Source organism: Nocardia sp. NPDC057663, from assembly GCF_042799895.1.
Classification (GTDB): domain Bacteria; phylum Actinomycetota; class Actinomycetes; order Mycobacteriales; family Mycobacteriaceae; genus Nocardia.
This window is the reverse complement of record NZ_JBHVHX010000005.1, coordinates 79,079-94,350: the sequence shown is the minus strand read 5'-3', so window position 1 is coordinate 94,350 and position 15,272 is coordinate 79,079. Positions and strand designations below refer to the sequence as shown.

At 69.1% G+C, this 15,272-nt stretch carries 13 protein-coding genes and 1 pseudogene; 8 read left to right on the top strand and 6 right to left on the bottom strand.

Annotated features, from left to right (window positions below; all coding sequences use genetic code 11):
- The first annotated feature begins 118 nt into the window (after positions 1 to 118).
- The 6 genes and pseudogenes from ACFVAV_RS14000 to ACFVAV_RS13975 all read left to right on the top strand — a co-directional run bounded on the left by ACFVAV_RS14000 (position 119) and on the right by ACFVAV_RS13975 (position 6,886).
- A complete protein-coding gene (locus ACFVAV_RS14000) occupies positions 119 to 1,372 on the top strand; it encodes a CaiB/BaiF CoA transferase family protein (RefSeq protein WP_379034743.1) in 1,254 nt (417 codons plus the stop codon).
- A complete protein-coding gene (locus ACFVAV_RS13995) occupies positions 1,369 to 2,169 on the top strand; it encodes an enoyl-CoA hydratase/isomerase family protein (RefSeq protein ID WP_379034741.1) in 801 nt (266 codons plus the stop codon). The genes ACFVAV_RS14000 and ACFVAV_RS13995 overlap by 4 nt, the downstream gene beginning before the upstream one ends.
- Positions 2,166 to 2,882, top strand: a complete 717-nt coding sequence (locus ACFVAV_RS13990) for a TetR/AcrR family transcriptional regulator C-terminal domain-containing protein (RefSeq protein WP_379034739.1) — start codon at positions 2,166 to 2,168, stop codon at positions 2,880 to 2,882. Before ACFVAV_RS13995 ends, ACFVAV_RS13990 begins: the two co-directional genes overlap by 4 nt.
- Before the next feature lie 12 nt (positions 2,883 to 2,894).
- A pseudogene (locus tag ACFVAV_RS13985) lies at positions 2,895 to 3,947 on the top strand (AMP-binding protein); the annotation flags it as partial.
- A gap of 162 nt (positions 3,948 to 4,109) precedes the next feature.
- Positions 4,110 to 5,660, top strand: a complete 1,551-nt coding sequence (locus ACFVAV_RS13980) for an AMP-binding protein (RefSeq protein ID WP_379035343.1) — start codon at positions 4,110 to 4,112, stop codon at positions 5,658 to 5,660.
- Positions 5,657 to 6,886, top strand: coding sequence for a CoA transferase (locus ACFVAV_RS13975; protein ID WP_379034737.1), 1,230 nt, complete (start codon positions 5,657 to 5,659; stop codon positions 6,884 to 6,886). Before ACFVAV_RS13980 ends, ACFVAV_RS13975 begins: the two co-directional genes overlap by 4 nt.
- Positions 6,887 to 6,911: 25 nt before the next feature.
- On the opposite strand, the gene ACFVAV_RS13970 is transcribed toward ACFVAV_RS13975, so the two are convergent.
- Entirely contained in the window at positions 6,912 to 7,820 is a 909-nt protein-coding gene (locus ACFVAV_RS13970) for an HpcH/HpaI aldolase/citrate lyase family protein (RefSeq protein ID WP_379034735.1), read from the bottom strand.
- Positions 7,821 to 7,981: 161 nt separating this feature from the next.
- Here ACFVAV_RS13970 and ACFVAV_RS13965 point away from each other — a divergent pair, with 161 nt between their 5' ends.
- The gene (locus tag ACFVAV_RS13965; protein ID WP_379034733.1) at positions 7,982 to 8,809 is read left to right on the top strand and encodes a TetR/AcrR family transcriptional regulator C-terminal domain-containing protein; all 828 of its coding nucleotides are present in this window, start codon (positions 7,982 to 7,984) and stop codon (positions 8,807 to 8,809) included.
- Between the two features lie 13 nt (positions 8,810 to 8,822).
- Here ACFVAV_RS13965 and ACFVAV_RS13960 read toward each other — a convergent pair whose 3' ends face one another.
- Positions 8,823 to 9,623, bottom strand: a complete 801-nt coding sequence (locus ACFVAV_RS13960; RefSeq protein WP_379034731.1) for an enoyl-CoA hydratase/isomerase family protein — start codon at positions 9,621 to 9,623, stop codon at positions 8,823 to 8,825.
- A gap of 40 nt (positions 9,624 to 9,663) precedes the next feature.
- The gene (locus ACFVAV_RS13955; protein WP_379034729.1) at positions 9,664 to 10,512 is read right to left on the bottom strand and encodes an SDR family oxidoreductase; all 849 of its coding nucleotides are present in this window, start codon (positions 10,510 to 10,512) and stop codon (positions 9,664 to 9,666) included.
- A 202-nt stretch (positions 10,513 to 10,714) separates the two neighbouring features.
- Between ACFVAV_RS13955 and ACFVAV_RS13950 the strand changes: the two genes are divergently transcribed.
- Complete coding sequence (locus tag ACFVAV_RS13950; protein ID WP_379034727.1) at positions 10,715 to 12,400, top strand: FAD-dependent oxidoreductase; 1,686 nt, start codon at positions 10,715 to 10,717, stop codon at positions 12,398 to 12,400.
- Positions 12,401 to 12,469: 69 nt separating this feature from the next.
- Here ACFVAV_RS13950 and ACFVAV_RS13945 read toward each other — a convergent pair whose 3' ends face one another.
- The 3 genes from ACFVAV_RS13945 to ACFVAV_RS13935 are packed head-to-tail and all read right to left on the bottom strand — an operon-like array spanning position 12,470 to position 15,271.
- Complete coding sequence (locus tag ACFVAV_RS13945) at positions 12,470 to 13,240, bottom strand: SDR family NAD(P)-dependent oxidoreductase (protein ID WP_379034725.1); 771 nt, start codon at positions 13,238 to 13,240, stop codon at positions 12,470 to 12,472.
- A gap of 50 nt (positions 13,241 to 13,290) precedes the next feature.
- Positions 13,291 to 14,052 carry a crotonase/enoyl-CoA hydratase family protein gene (locus ACFVAV_RS13940; RefSeq protein WP_379034723.1) on the bottom strand — a complete coding sequence of 254 codons (762 nt, stop codon included), beginning with the start codon at positions 14,050 to 14,052 and terminating at the stop codon, positions 13,291 to 13,293.
- 37 nt (positions 14,053 to 14,089) lie between these two features.
- Entirely contained in the window at positions 14,090 to 15,271 is a 1,182-nt protein-coding gene (locus ACFVAV_RS13935) for a thiolase family protein (RefSeq protein ID WP_365011428.1), read from the bottom strand.
- Position 15,272: the final 1 nt, after the last annotated feature.

The following is a 15,272-nucleotide window of genomic DNA, read 5'->3' as shown; positions in this document are numbered from 1 at the left end:
GTGACCCAGCACGGTCACCCAGACGACAGTAGCCCTTGTAGTTCCATCTACTGTATATATTACAGTACATACCTTCGCGGTCGCTTTCACCGGCCCGACGACGCAAACGAGGTCAGCTGTGCAGATTTCCGCCGAGGCAGAACCGGGAGGACCGCTGTCCGGGCTCACCGTGGTCGCGCTGGAGCAAGCGGTGTCGGCACCGATGTGTACGCGCGTCCTCGCCGACTTCGGCGCCCACGTGATCAAGATCGAGAATCCGCGGGGCGGCGACTTCGCCCGGCACTACGACGATGTCGTCCACGGCCTCGCCGCGCACTTCGTATGGGCGAATCGTGGCAAGGAGTCCGTCGCTCTGGATCTCAAGGATCCCGACGGCCGGGCGATCCTGCGACGGATCCTCAGGACCGCCGATGTCTTCGTGTCCAACCTCGCACCGGGCGCGACCGCCGCACTCGGGTTGTCGGCCGAACAGCTGGCGGCGGAATTCCCGGAGCTTGTGGTGATGGAGATCGACGGCTACGGCGCGGGCGGGCCGCTGTCACACAAGCGGGCGTACGACCTGCTCATCCAGGCCGAGTCGGGCACCTGTGCGGTCACCGGTACCCCGAACGCACCGGCGAAGCCCGGACCACCCATCGCCGACGTGAGCTCCGGCCTGTACGCCGCACTGACGATCCTGGCGCTGATCTGCGCCAAGCGCGCCCCGGACAGCCGATCCGCCGTGCCATCCAGCGCGTCGGTCAGCCTGTTCGACACCGCGACCGAGCTGATGGGCTACCACCTCACCTACACCCGCCACACCGGGGTCGACCAGCAGCCACTGGGCATGAGTTCTCCCGCGGTCGCCCCCTACGGCGCGTACCGCACCGCCGACGGTGAGACGGTCGTACTCGGCACCACCAACGACCGGGAATGGCAACGCCTGGCCCGCGACCTGATCAACCGGCCGGACCTGGCGGCCGACCCCCGGTACGCCACCAACGCCGACCGGGTGCGGCTGCGCGACGAGCTCGACCGAGAGATCGCCCGCTGGTGCACCGGCCACGATGCCGACGCCGTCCAGGAGCAGGCGGATGCGGCCGGTATCGGCAATTCCCGGTTCCGAACGCCCGGCGAGGTCATCACGCATCCGCATCTGGCGGCCCGGCGGCGCTGGCGCGACATCCCGACCCCGGCAGGTCCGGTCACCGCGCTGCTGCCACCGCCGGTCATCGCCGGCTTCGAGCCTCCGATGGGCGCGGTACCGGCACTGGGTGAGCACACCGAAACCGTCCTGACGAGAGCGGGTTTCACGCCGGAGGAGATCGAGGAGTTCCGCAGCCGAGGCGCGCTCGGGCCCGCCCGGAACAACGACGAAAGGACGATCCAGTGACCGCAGAACCCACCTTGCTCATCGAACAGACCGACGGGGTGCGCACCCTGACGCTGAACCGCCCGCACCGCAAGAACGCGATCAGCTTCCCGCTGTGGCACGCGCTGCGGGCAGCGCTGAGCGACATCGCCGGAGACGAGACGGTCCGTGCGGTGATCCTCACCGGTGCGGGCGAATCGTTCTGTGCCGGTGCCGATATCGCCGATGCGGAGGGCATGGACGAATTCCCGGATCCCCGCGCGGAACTCGCGACCATCAACGACACCGTGCGCTTGCTGCACGAACTGCCCGTGCCGACGCTGGCCAAGGTTCGCGGTGTCGCCGTCGGCGCGGGGTGGAACCTCGCGCTGGCCTGCGATCTCGTGATCGCGACACCGGAGACGAGGTTCTGCCAGATCTTCGCCCGCCGGGCGCTGTCACTGGACTGCGGTGGTTCCTGGCTGCTGCCGCGTCTCGTCGGCCTCCAGCAGGCCAAACGCCTCGCCTTGCTGGCAGAGATGATCGACGGAACGCAAGCCCTCGAGCTGGGCTTGGTCACCTGGCTGCACACCGCCGACACGATCGACGGTGTCGTGACCGACCTGGCCCAGCGCCTTGCCGCCGGTCCGCCCTTGGCACTCCGGCAGACCAAGGACCTGCTCAACACGGGTACCGGTCGCACCCTCCCGCAGGCCCTCGACGCCGAAGCCGCAGCGGCCGGTGCCAATCTCGCGGGACCGGACGTGCTCGAGGCCTTCGCCGCCTACGCGGAAAGGCGCGAGCCGCGCTACACCCGCACCACGGAAGTCACCGCGTGAGCGGCCGTCAGGGCAGCGCGCCCCGCCGCAGGCGCGAACGTGGCTCGCTCAATCCGGAGGACATCATCGACGGCGCCTTCGAACTGGCCGAGCAGGTCACCGTCGACGGCCTCAGCATGCCGTTGCTGGGCAAACACCTCGACGTCGGAGTGACCAGCATCTACTGGTACTTCCGCAAGAAGGACGATCTGCTCAACGCCATGACCGACCGCGCGCTGCGTCAATACCTGTACGCGGTGCCGTTTCCCTCGGTCGAGCCGCACAATTGGCGCGACTCGCTGGCCCGGCACGCACGGATCATGCGCCGCACCTTTCTCGACAACCCGATCCTCTGCGACCTCGTCCTGATCCGCTCGGCGCTGAGCCAGCACGCGGCGCGACTGGGCGCCGAGCAGGTGGAGCGGACCGTGGCGAACCTGGTCAGCGCCGGGTTGTCGCTCGACGACGCCTTCACCGTCTACTCGGCGGTCAACCTGCACGTCCAGGGATCGGTGGTGCTCCAGCGACTCCATGACAAGAACCAGGAGCTGGGCAGCGAGGCAGCCGCCTACTACGACGTGATCCGTATCGAACCCGAGACGACACCGCTGCTCGCCGCGGCAATGGCCGAAGGTCGCCGCTCCGGCGCCCCCGACGACCACAACTTCGAGTGGGGTCTGGCCTCGGTGCTCGACCGTGCCCAGCAGGCCATCGCGATGCGAAGCAGCCCGTAGCGACGGACGGCCATGTGTGACAGGAGAACCTGGATGGAAGGCGGTACCGAGGTGGAGCCGACACGGCAGGCACCCGGCCCAGAACCCACAACCCTGGGCGGAGTGCTGCGCGCGCACGCACGCGCGTTCCCGGACAAGCCGCTGCTGGATCGAGAGGGCGAGCGGTTGACCTTCGGTGCCGCCGAACGCCGTTCGGCGGTCCTCGCCCGCGGTCTCGCCGGACTCGGTGCGGACAAAGGCGTGCACATCGGGCTGCTGTACCCCGATGGGCCGGAATTCGTCGTCGCGCTGCTCGCCGCCGCGCGCATCGGGGCTGTCGCCGTACCGCTGCCCGCATCCGCCGGCCCCGTCGAAATCCGGGATCTACTGGCCCACAGCGATGTTCGGATTCTCCTGCGCGCGCAGGAGAATCACCTGCCCAGCGCGGCCCGGGTGGTGTCGGAGGCATTGCGCGGCGCGGAATTCGATGCCGAGGGGAGGTGGTACTGCACGGCGGCACCACAGCTGCGCCACGTGGTGACCGACAGCATGACCCCGGCACGGTACGCCCCGGAGGTCAACCGATGGGCCGACGCCGTCGACGACGCGCAGCTCACCGCACTCGAAGACGATGTCCATGCCGCGGATCCGCTGTGCCTGCTCTACCTCCCCTCGACCGGGGACTCGCTCACCGGTGCCGTGCATACCCACGGCACGCTGCTCGGTGGTCATCGTGTCCGCAACCGGACACGTGCGCTGACCGAGGCGTCCGTGCTGCGTACCGATCACCCGCTCCCTTCTCCCGCCGGGATCCTGTCCGGGTTGCTTCCCGCGGTGCTCGCCGGCGCAACGCTGCGGAGCCCCGGCCCCGCCGACCTCCTGGAGGTCACCGCTGGCGCCGCCGGTTCGAGTGATCGACCGGGCTCGGTGGAAGCGGGCGGTTCGGTCCTGTTCGACGGGGACGCGGGCCGGACCGGTGGAATTCCGGTGCCCGGCTTCGATATAGCGGTGCTCGACCCCGACACCGGTACCGCGGTCGATCCGGGAGTGGTCGGCGAGTTCTGTTTCCGTGGACCGTTCGTCATGCGGAGCTACCACCGGCGAAGCCGTGAGGAGTGCTTCGATCCCGACCAATGGTTCCATACGGGCGAGCTCGTCTATCGCGACGAGGACGGCGCCATTCATCCGGTCGGTCGCGGCATCGAGCCACCGACGCCGGCAAACCCGGCCGACCATGCAGCCACGACCATGGACCGGCTCATCCGCGATCGGGCGGAGCGGTTCGACGATGGTGCGGCGGTGATCGAGCCCGGTGGCCGGCTCACCTACGGCGAGCTCGACTCGCTCACCCGGGAGCTGGCCGCCGTGCTCGTCGACTCCGGTGTCGGCAAGGGAACCCGGGTGGGCCTGCTGCTGCCGAACGGCATCGACTGGGTGCGGATCGCGGTGGCGCTCACCAGGATCGGTGCGACGCTGGTGCCGCTGAGCACGCTGTTGCGTCCGCCGGAGTTACGAGCACAACTGCGGGTGGCCGCGGTCGGGATCGTGGTGACCGTGCCGGAATTCCGCGGCCGGAACTATCTCGAGGACCTCCCACCGACACTCACGGACGGAGCGGTCGAGCCCGATCCGTCGCTCCCGGCGCTCCGGCAGATCTGGACCGCTGACCGCCTCCTGGCAGCGAAGCCGACCGGCCGGGCGGTTCGGATCGCGACGGCGCTGGCCGAATCCGTCTCGGCTGCCGATACATTCGTCATTCTCTTCACGTCGGGAAGTCGTGGCATGCCCAAGGGAGTCCTGCACTCCCACGGCAGTGCTTTCGGCGCTGTCCGGGCCGGCTTGCCCGCGCGCGCCATCGACGCGAGCACCCGCCTGTACCTGCCGATGCCGTTCTTCTGGGTCGGTGGCCTCGGTGGCGGGGTGCTGTCGACACTGCTCGCCGGTGCCACGCTCGTCACCGAGGCCGTCCCCAGCCCGGAATCCACCCTCGAGCTGCTGCGCAGGGAACGGGTGACGCTGTTCCGCGGCTGGCCCGAGCAGGCCGAAGCCCTTGCCCGGGCAGCCGCTGCCGGCGATATCGCCGTCACGACGCTGCGGCCGGGCAGCCTGGATGCGTTGCTGCCCGCCGATCTACGACCCAGACCCGGCGCTCGCGCCAACCTGTTCGGGATGACCGAATCATTCGGCCCGTACAGCGGGTATCCCGCAGACACCGACATGCCCGCGCCGGCCTGGGGCAGCTGCGGGCAGCCGTTCGCCGGGATGCAGGTCCGGATCACCGACCAGGACAACGGATCTCCGCTGCCCGCCGGAGACGTGGGTGTCGTCGAGCTCCGCGGACCTCACCTGCTGCGCGGTCTGTGCCTGCGCGAGCGCGCCGACTTCATGACACCGGACGGCTTCTACCGCACAGGTGACCTCGGCCACCTCGACGACCAGGGCTTCCTCTTCTATCACGGACGGGCCGATGACATGTTCAAAGTCAGTGGCGCGACGGTGTATCCCAGCGAGGTCGAGCGGGCACTGCGCGGTGTCGACGGCGTCATCGACGCCTGCGTGACCGATGTCGCGGGCGAGCACGGCGCGCGGGTGGGCGCGCTCGTGGTCTGCGACAGCGCGACCACGCCCGATACACTGCGCACACAGGTCCGGGAGTCGTTGAGCGCCTTCAAGATACCTACCGTGTGGGTGCTGGCAGATTCGCCCGAACGGATACCGCGCGGTGCGACCGGCAAAGTCGACATCCGCGGTCTGCGCACCATGCTGCAGTCCACCCAGCCGGAAGGAGCCGGTCGGTGACCGAGCACCAGCAGTCCGCGACACAGCCGCTGGCCGGGGTCCGGGTGGTCGAGATCTCCAGCTTCGTGGCCGCACCGCTGGCCGGGATGACCCTGAGCCAACTCGGCGCCGAGGTCATCCGGGTCGACCCGCTCGGTGGCGCGGCCGATATCCACCGCTGGCCGTTGACCGACGACGGCGCCAGCATCTACTGGACCGGCCTGAACAAGGGCAAACGCTCGGTCGCGGCCGATCTCCGGTCGCCGGCGGGACAGCAACTGATCAGCCGGCTGATCACGGCGGGTGGCCCCGCGGGCGGAATCCTGCTGACCAATGTGTCCGGCCGCGACTGGCACAGCCACGCCGCCCTGGCCGCCCAGCGGCCCGATCTGATCCATCTCGAAGTCCTCGGCCGTGCGGACGGGTCGACCGCCGTCGACTACACCGTGAACGCGGCCACCGGCTTCCCGCTCGCCACCGGACCGGCCGACCACGCCGAACCGGTCAATCATGTCGTGCCCGTGTGGGATCTGCTCTGCGGCCTGTACGCGGCGCTCGCGATCGCCGCCGCGGTCCGGCACCGCGATGCCACCGGGGAGGGCAGCCGGATCTCGCTGCCGCTGGAAGACGTCGCCCTGGCCACGGCGGGCAACCTCGGGTTCCTCACCGAGGCCATGGTGTGCGAGCGCACCCGTCCCCGGCTCGGCAATGCCATCTACGGCCAGTTCGGTGGGCATTTCACCGGAACCGACGGCGCGACCTTCATGGTGGTGGCACTGACCGCCCGGCACTTCCGGGATCTCACCGGGCTCACCGGGACCGGCCACGTCGTCGACGCGCTCGCCGCCGCGCTGGCGGCGAACTTCGCCGACGAAGGGGATCGCTATCGCCATCGCGAGGTACTCACCGGTCTCTTCACACCGTGGTTCCGGGCCCGCACAGGCGCGCAGATCGCTGCGGGGCTGGCAGGCACATCCCTGCTGTGGGAGCGCTACCGGACCTTCGGCGAAGTCGCCGCCGACCCGAAAGTCACCGCGAATCCACTGTTCTCGCCCCTGGATCAGCCGGGCATCGGCACCTATCTCGCTCCCGGCGCTCCGGCCTCGATCAACGGCACCCACACGCCCGCACAGACCGCGCCGTCACTCGGCCAGCACACCACCGCCGTCCTGCGCGACCTGATCGGACTCTCGACCCCGTCCATCACGGACTTGCAGAAGGCATCGGTCCTGGCGGCCGACACCTGATCCGCCTGCGTCGCCGGTCGCCCGGTCAGCTCCGGCGCTGCCTCGCGAGCAGCGCCTGGGCCCGGGTGAGGTGCGGCCGGTCGAGCAGGGCACCGCGGTGGCCGATCGCGCCTGCCGCCGGGTCGGCGGCGAACAGATCCACGATCTCCTGGGCGGCGGCCAGTTCGTCCTCGGTCGGCGAGAACACGTCGTTGATGATCCCGACCTGGTCCGGATGGATCGCCAGCATGCCCCCGAAACCGTCCTGCCGGGCGCGGATACAGCGTGCCCGCAGCCCAGCGGAGTCGCGATAGTCGGCGTGGATGGTGTCGACGGCGACCGCACCGGCGGCAGCGGCGCCGAACAGGCACAGGCTGCGCGCCGTTTCGAGGACGGGGCCGAACCGTCCGTCGGCGCCGCTCACCGCCTCGGCGCCGATCTCGGCCGCGAGGTCGGCGACACCCCAGGTCACCGCCGCCAGCCGGGGCGCACCCCGATAGGTCCCCATGGTGTGGACCGATTCCGCGGTTTCCGGGGCCAGCGCGATGACCGCAGTGCGTCCGGGCGGTGTTCCGCCGGCGACTTCCAGTGCGGACAGATAGTTGTCCAGCGTCCGAAGATCCTGGCCGCCCCGTGCTTTGGGCAGCATGATGCCGCCGGGCCGGGCGGGCATCACCGCCGCCAGATCCGCCAGTGTGTGCGGGCCGTCGAACGGGTTCACCCGGACCCACAATCGCTGCTGGTCCGCGGCGGAGCGGCCGGCCAGGAATTCCGCGCACAGGGCACGAGCGTGGGCTTTGCGATTCTGCGCCACCGCGTCCTCGAGGTCGAGGATCACGATGTCGGCCGAGCTCTCCGTGGCTTTCGTCATCTTCCGCTCGCCGTCGGCGGGAGCGAACAACCACGATCTCCTACCGAGGCCGGCACCTGCGTCCGGCACGTCACTGAATATCATCCCGTTAATGATACTGTATTCGTTTCGGTCGATCACCGCCGCGCCTGCTCGCCCGCGCGCCGAGCAGCGGAAATCCCATCGGTAATGGTTACTGTGGTAAATAACAAAAGCCGCGCACCGATATAGAACCCGGACCAAAGACTTCACAAAGGTGGCCACAGATGACGAAACGAGCAACCACGGACAAGCGCCCCCGGCGTGAGCGGGGTTCGCTGAACCCCGATGACATTCTCGACCGCGCTTTCGAGCTCGCCGAGGAGGTCTCGCTGGACAACCTGAGCATGCCGCTGCTCGGCAAGCACCTCGGCGTCGGCGTCACCAGCATCTACTGGTACTTCCGCAAGAAGGACGAACTGCTCAACGCGATGACCGACCGGGCGTTGCAGCAGTACGAGAATGCCGCGCCGTTCATCGAAACCGATGACTGGCAGGACACCCTGCGCAACCACGCGCGCACCATGCGCAAGACCTTCCTGAGCAACCCGATCCTGTGCGATCTGATCCTCATCCGCGGAGCACTGAGTCCTCGCGCGGCACAGGTCGGAGCCGTGATGACCGAGAAAGTCGTCGCCAGCCTGGTCGACGCGGGGATGTCGATCGATGACGCCGTGGACACCTATTCCGCGGTGCAGCTACACACGCGAGGCTCGGTGGTTCTGCAGCGGCTGTACGACAAGAACAAGGAATCCGGCGACGAGCCGGGTGCGTACTACGAACACCTGCAGATCTCACCGGAAAGCACGCCGCTGCTGGCCGACGCCGGTGCCCGGGGCCACCACAGCGGCGCCCCGGACGAGCACAATTTCGAATACGGGCTCGACTGCATTCTCGAGCGAGCGGTTCGCCTGATCAGCACACCGGCCAAGAAGGCCCCGGCGAAGAAGACACCCGCGAAACCTGCCAAGAAGGCCACCGCGGCGAAGAAGACCGCGACGGCCCGGAAGGCGGCTGCCCCACGCCGCACCCGCGCGGCGGCGGGCGCCGGGTAGCCGACGCCGGCCGCTACGACAGCTCGTCGGGCCGACGGACATTCCATCGGCCGGTGAACGCCGTCTCCCGTTTCTGCGCGAACGCCGCATAGGCCTCCGGCAGGTCCGCGACGGCGAAATTGACTGCCTGCGCGCGCGATTCGCCGGCCAGGGCCTCACGCAGGGAGCGGTCCACTCCCTCGTTGAGCAAAGCCTTGGTCTGCGAGATCGCGATCGGCGGGCCCGCGGCGAGTCGCTGCGCGATCCCGTCGACGAACTCGTCGATCTCCGCCTCGGGCCTGATCCAGGTGAGCAGGCCGAGTTCGCGCGCTTCGGCCGCGTCGATCGTTTCTGCGAGCAGCGCGAGCCGCTTGGCCTGCTGGACGCCGACGAGCTTGGGCAGCAGCCACGACCCCCCGCAGTCGATCGAGAGCCCGCGCCGGGTGAACACCTGGGAGAACGTCGCGTCCGGTGTCGCGACGACCAGGTCGCAGCCCAGTGCCAGGTTCCATCCGGCGCCGACCGCGACCCCGCGTACCTTCGCGACGGTGGGGACCGGCAGGTCGTGCAGGTACTGGGCGACATCGGTGATAGCCCGTAACTTCCGGAACGGCGCGGCGTAGGGGTCGCTGTCGACGACGTCGGCGCCCGAGCAGAAAGCTCCGCCCGCCCCCGTGAGGACGACGGCCCCCACGCCGGGGTCGTGGGCGATCGTGTCCAGCGCACCACGCAGCGCGTCCCACAGTTCGAGGGTGATTGCGTTCTTGCGGCGGGGCCGGTTGAGCGTGAGCGTCACGACGCGGCCGTTGCGCTCACGGCGCAGGATGTCGGTCATCGGATCGGGTCCTTCCGCGCCGGTATCACCCGGTGCGCTCTCACAGGAAGAGGTCGGTGTTGAGCGGAGCCAGGCCCGGCACCGCCCGGTATCGGCCGAAGTCGGTGACGCCGTGCTCGGCCAGCACGTCGTCGTCGATGAGAAACCTGCCCGTGAACTTTCCGGGTGGCGCGGTGAACACCAGATAGGCGGCGTCGGCACAGATCTGCGGAATCCGCGAGGTGGCCACGCGCTGTTCACCACCGGGCCGGTTGCGGATCGCCGCGGTCGCGATCGTCGTGCGCGGCCACAGGGAGTTGACCCAGATGCCGCTGCCGCGCAACTCCTCGGCGAGCCCCAGCGTGACCAGCGACATGCCGTACTTGGCGATGGTGTAGCCCAGATGGGCGCCGGCCCAGCGCGGTTCGAGGTTCAGCGGCGGCGACATGGTCAGGATGTGTGGATTGCGCCCTGCCCCAGCCGATTTCCGCAGGTGCGGCAGCGCCGTCTTGGCGAGCAGGAAACTGCCACGGCAGTTGATGTCCTGCATCAGGTCATAGGCTTTCATCGGCAGGTCCTCGGTGCGCGACAGGTCGATCGCGGAGGCGTTGTTGACCACGATGTCGATCCCGCCGAACCGCTCGACGGTCTGCTCGACCGCCGCCGCGACGACCTCGTCCCTGCGGACATCGCCGATCACCTTCAGCACGGTGCCGCCGGCCGCCTCGAGCTCCTCGGCGGCGGTGTGGATGGTGCCGGGCAAACTCGCGTGCGGCTGGTCGGTCTTGGCGATCAGCGTGACGTTGGCCCCGTCTGCGGCCGCCCGCCTGGCGATCTCGAGTCCGATGCCGCGGCTGCCGCCGGACATGATCATCGTTCGCTGCGCGAGAGCGCTGTCACCGTCGGGCATCGGCCGGTCTCCGATCTGCTCGCCCCGTCGGCCAGGCCGGCGGGTGATCATACTGTTGTAGTTACAGTACATACCTCTGGAGACTGCGTCCAATCACACTTACTGTAATACTGACAGTATATCTTTCCTGGCCGAATCCGGCCTGCGCTCTCGCCCGTCGACGACGGCTCACCCCCACCCTGCCCCTGAGGAGCGGAACACCATGGCCTACGTCATCACCCAGCGCTGCTGCAACGATGCCAGTTGCGTCTCCGACTGCCCGGTCGACTGCATCCGGCCACGTCCGGGCGAACCGGAATTCGCGACCGCCGAGATGCTCTACATCGATCCCGACACCTGCATCGACTGCGGCGCATGCGCGGACGCGTGCCCGGTGGACGCCGTCTTCGCCGAGGACGAACTGCCCGACGTACTGAGCAGATTCGCCGACATCAACGCCGCGTACTTCCGGCAGCATCCGCTGATGCCCGCGTCCGATCCCGCCGCCGCGCCCCTGCGGGTACCGAAAGACCTCGGCCTACTGCGGGTGGCCATCGTCGGCGCGGGTCCTGCGGCCTGCTACGCCGCCGAGGAACTGCTCCAGCGATGCACGGCCGAGATCGAGATCTTCGACCGGCTACCCACCCCGTGGGGCCTGCTCCGATCCGGGGTGGCTCCGGATCATCAGAGCACCAAGGCGGTGACGACCAGGTTCGAGTCGGTCCTGAAACGCGATGCCGTCGGACTCCATCTGAATGTCGAAGTGGGCGTGCATGTCTCGCATGCGGAGCTGCTGGCCGACCACCACGCGGTGCTGTACGCGGTCGGCGCCTCCGGCGACCGCGGCTTGGGCATCCCGGGCGAGGATCTGCCCGGCTCACATTCCGCCACGGAGTTCGTCGCCTGGTACAACGGCCACCCCGACTACGCCGACCGGGAGTTCGACCTGTCGGGTCCGCGCGCGGTGATCATCGGCAACGGCAATGTCGCCCTGGATGTGGCCAGGATCCTGACGATGCCGCCGGATCTGCTCGAGCGCCGGACCGATATCGCCGAGCACGCGCTCACGGCCCTGCGGGCGAGCGGCATCACCGAGGTCGTCCTGATCGGGCGGCGCGGTCCGCTGCAGGCGGCCTGCACCGGTCCGGAATTCCTCGCCCTGGGCCACCTCGAGGGTGTCGACGTCGTCGTCGAGGAGGCCGACCTCGACCTGGATCCAGGAAGCCGCGCCCTGCTCGACGATTCCGCGGCCGAACCGTCGCTGCAGCTGAAGTATTCCGTGGCACAGCAATACTCGAAGTCAACCAGGACACCTGGACATCGCCGCATCGTTTTCCGCTATCTCGCCTCTCCGACCGGACTGACCGGCGACGGCAAGGTCGAGTCCGTCCAGCTGGTCCACAACGAACTCACCGAACGGGACGGGCGCCTGCATGCCCACCCCACCGACCGCACCGAAACCCTCGCGGCCGGACTCGTACTCCGCTCGGTCGGTTACCGGGGCACGCCGCAACCCGACCTGCCCTTCGATCCATCACGTGGCGTGATCCCCAACGAGCACGGCCGGGTTGTCGGGTCGGACGGCACACCGGTGGACCGGGTCTACGTGACCGGCTGGATCAAGCGAGGTCCGCAGGGCGTCATCGGGACCAACCGTCTCGACGCGCAGGAGACGGTCGAGGCCATCCTGGCCGACTTCGCCGCGGGGCGCCTGGCATCGCCCAGCGGCGACCGGGCCGCACTCACCGAGCTGCTCGACCGCAGGCAGCCCAACCGCATCGACCGGGACGGCTGGGCGGCCATCGATCGCGCCGAACGTGCCGCGGGTGCCGCCACGGGTCGGCCGCGGGTCAAACTGACCACTCGCGCCGCACTGCTCGCCGCGGCCATCGCACCCCCGCAGTCCTGACAGCACTACCGCCGCTCCGGGTCACGGAGCGGCGGTAGTGGTTTCGGGCGGCCGTGGTGACGGCACAGCTCACTTCGGCTGGAAGCGCTGACCGCCGTCGATACGCACCACTTCCCCGTTGATGTAGGGGTTCTCGAGCAGGTGCTGGGCCAGCAACGCGTATTCCGTGGGTGCGCCCAGCCGCTTCGGGAACGGCACGGACGCGGCGAACTGCGCGAGCTTCTCCTCGCCGAGGAAGTCCATGATCGGGGTGTGCATGGTGCCCGGGGCGATGCTGTTGACCCGGATACCGACCGCGCTCAGATCGCGAGCGGCGACCAGCGTCAGACCGTTGACGCCGCCCTTGGCCGCCGCGTAGGCGGACTGGCCGATCTGACCCTCGTAGCCGGCGATCGAGCTGGTCATCACCACGGAACCGCGTTCCCCGTCGGCCTTGGGCTCGAGCTTGGCCATCGCGGCCGCCGCGAGCCGCAGCACGTTGTAGGTGCCCGTGAGGTAGAGCGCGATGGTGTCGGTGAAACCCTTCAGCGTGTGCGGGGATCCGTCCCGGTTGACCACCTTCTCCAGCACACCGAAGCCACCGTGGGCGATCACCGCGTAACGCAGCGTGCCCAGGTCGGCGGCCGCGGCGATCGCGTTCTCCACCGAGTCCTCGTCGAGCACGTCGGTCCGCACATAGACGGCCTTGTTGCCCAGCTCGGTCGCCAGGGCGTTGCCCTTCTCGTCATTGAGGTCGGCGATCACCACGGCCGCGCCCTCGGCGTGCACCTTGCGCACCGTCGCGGCACCGAGGCCACCGGCACCGCCGGTCACCAACACCACTTCACCTTCGAACGACACTGTTTCTCCTCACTTCTCGGTTCGACGGCAGACAAGGCGGCCGTACGGCCTCACTTGCCCGTCCACTGGGGGGTTCGCTTCTCGGCGAAGGCTTTCGCGCCTTCCTGGGCGTCCTCGGTGGCGAAGACCGGGCCGATGAGAGCCATCTGCTTCTGCCACATCTCGTCGGGCTGCCACGCGGCCGCCTCGACGATCACCTGCTTGGTCACCGCGACGGCGACCGGCCCGTTGGCGGTGATCCGCTCGGCCAGAGCCAGCGCCCGGTCCAGGGCTTCGCCCGGTTCGGCCAGTTCGTTCACCAGACCCCACGACGCGGCGTCCGCGGCGGTGAAGGTGTCGCCGGTCAGGGACAGCTCCAGGGCCTTCTGGTAGGGGATCCGCCGCGGCAGCCGCAGCAGTGCGCCGCCACCGGCGACCAGGCCGCGCTTGACCTCGGGGACACCGAACTGCGCGGTGCGCGCGGCCACGACCAGATCGGTCGCCAGCACCAGTTCGGTGCCGCCGGCCAGGGCGTACCCCTCGACCGCGGCGATGATCGGCTTACGCGGCGGCTTTTCGGTGAAGCCGAGACCTCGACCGGCGACGTACGGGTACTCCCCCGCCGCGAAGGCCTTCAGATCCATTCCGGCACTGAAATTTCCGCCACTGCCGGTCAGCACCGCGACCGACAGTTCGGGGTCGCCGTCGAGTTCGTCCATGGCGTCGGCCAGCGCCTGGCTGACCGCGAGATTCACCGCATTGCGCGCCTGCGGCCGGTTGATCGTGACGACCAGTGTCCGGCCGCGTCGTTCGACCTGTACTTCGTCCGACACAGGTACCTCCTTGTTCTGTTCGCTGATTGCCGGGTGCTCAGACTTCGATGACCAGGGCGCCGCCCATACCGCCACCGGCGCACATGGCGCTGACGCCGATCCCGCCGCCGCGGCGGCGCAGCTCGTAGATCAGCGTCGCCACCTGGCGAGCACCGGAGGCCGAGATCGGGTGGCCGAGGCTGCACCCGCTGCCGGAGAAGTTCACCTTCGACTCGTCGATGCCGTGCTTGCGGCAGGCGGCGATCGGGACCGAGGCGAAGGCTTCGTTGATCTCCCACAGCGCCACATCGGAGACCTTCAGCCCCGCGCGATCGAGCACCTTGCCGACCACCTCGACCGCGGCGATCCCGTTGTCGGCCGGTGTCACAGCGACATTGGCCCAGGTGCGGACCGTGGCCAGCACCTCGAGACCGGCACCAGCGGCATAGTCGTCGGCAGTGACGGTGACCGCGGCAGCCGCGTCGTTGATCCCGCTGCTGTTGCCCGCGGTGATGGAGAAGCCCTCGATCCCGGGGTGCAGCACCGGCAGCGAGGCCAGCCGCTCGAGGGTGGTGTCGCGGCGGGGATGCTCGTCGACCGCGAAATCGAGCACCGAGCCGTCGGCCTGGGCCACCTTCAACGGCAGGATCTCCTCGGCGAAGCGGCCCTCATCGATCGCGGCGATCGCCCGCTGGTGGGAGCGCAGCGCCCACTCGTCCATCTCCTGGCGGCTGATGCCGACCTTCTTGGCGGTGTTCCAGCCGACCGTGATCGACATGTCGGTCGCCGGGGCGTCGGGGGTCTCCGGATGCGACGGCGGGATCCAGGGCTCGCGGAACTCGAGATCGGGGCCGACGCCGGGCACCCGCCACTTCATCAGCGGGGCCGTCGACAGCGACTGCACACCACCGGCGACGATGACCCGTTCCACGCCTGCGCTGATGTGGGCCGCGGCGTTGGCGATCGAGGTCAGGCTGCCCGCGCAGTGCCGGTTCACGGCCTGGCCGGGCACGCCGGTCATCCCGGCGGCCACTGCGGCGTGCCGGGCGAGATCGCCACCGCCGTAGTTCAATTCGGCGAGGATGACATCGTCCACCTCGGCCGGGTCGATACCGGAGCGGCGAACCGCCTCGGTCAGGATCTCGGTGGCGAGGGTCTCCGATGCCACATTGACGAGCGCGCCTTTGAAGGACCGCCCGATCGCGGTCCGTACCGCGCTGACGATGACCGGTTTGGCCATA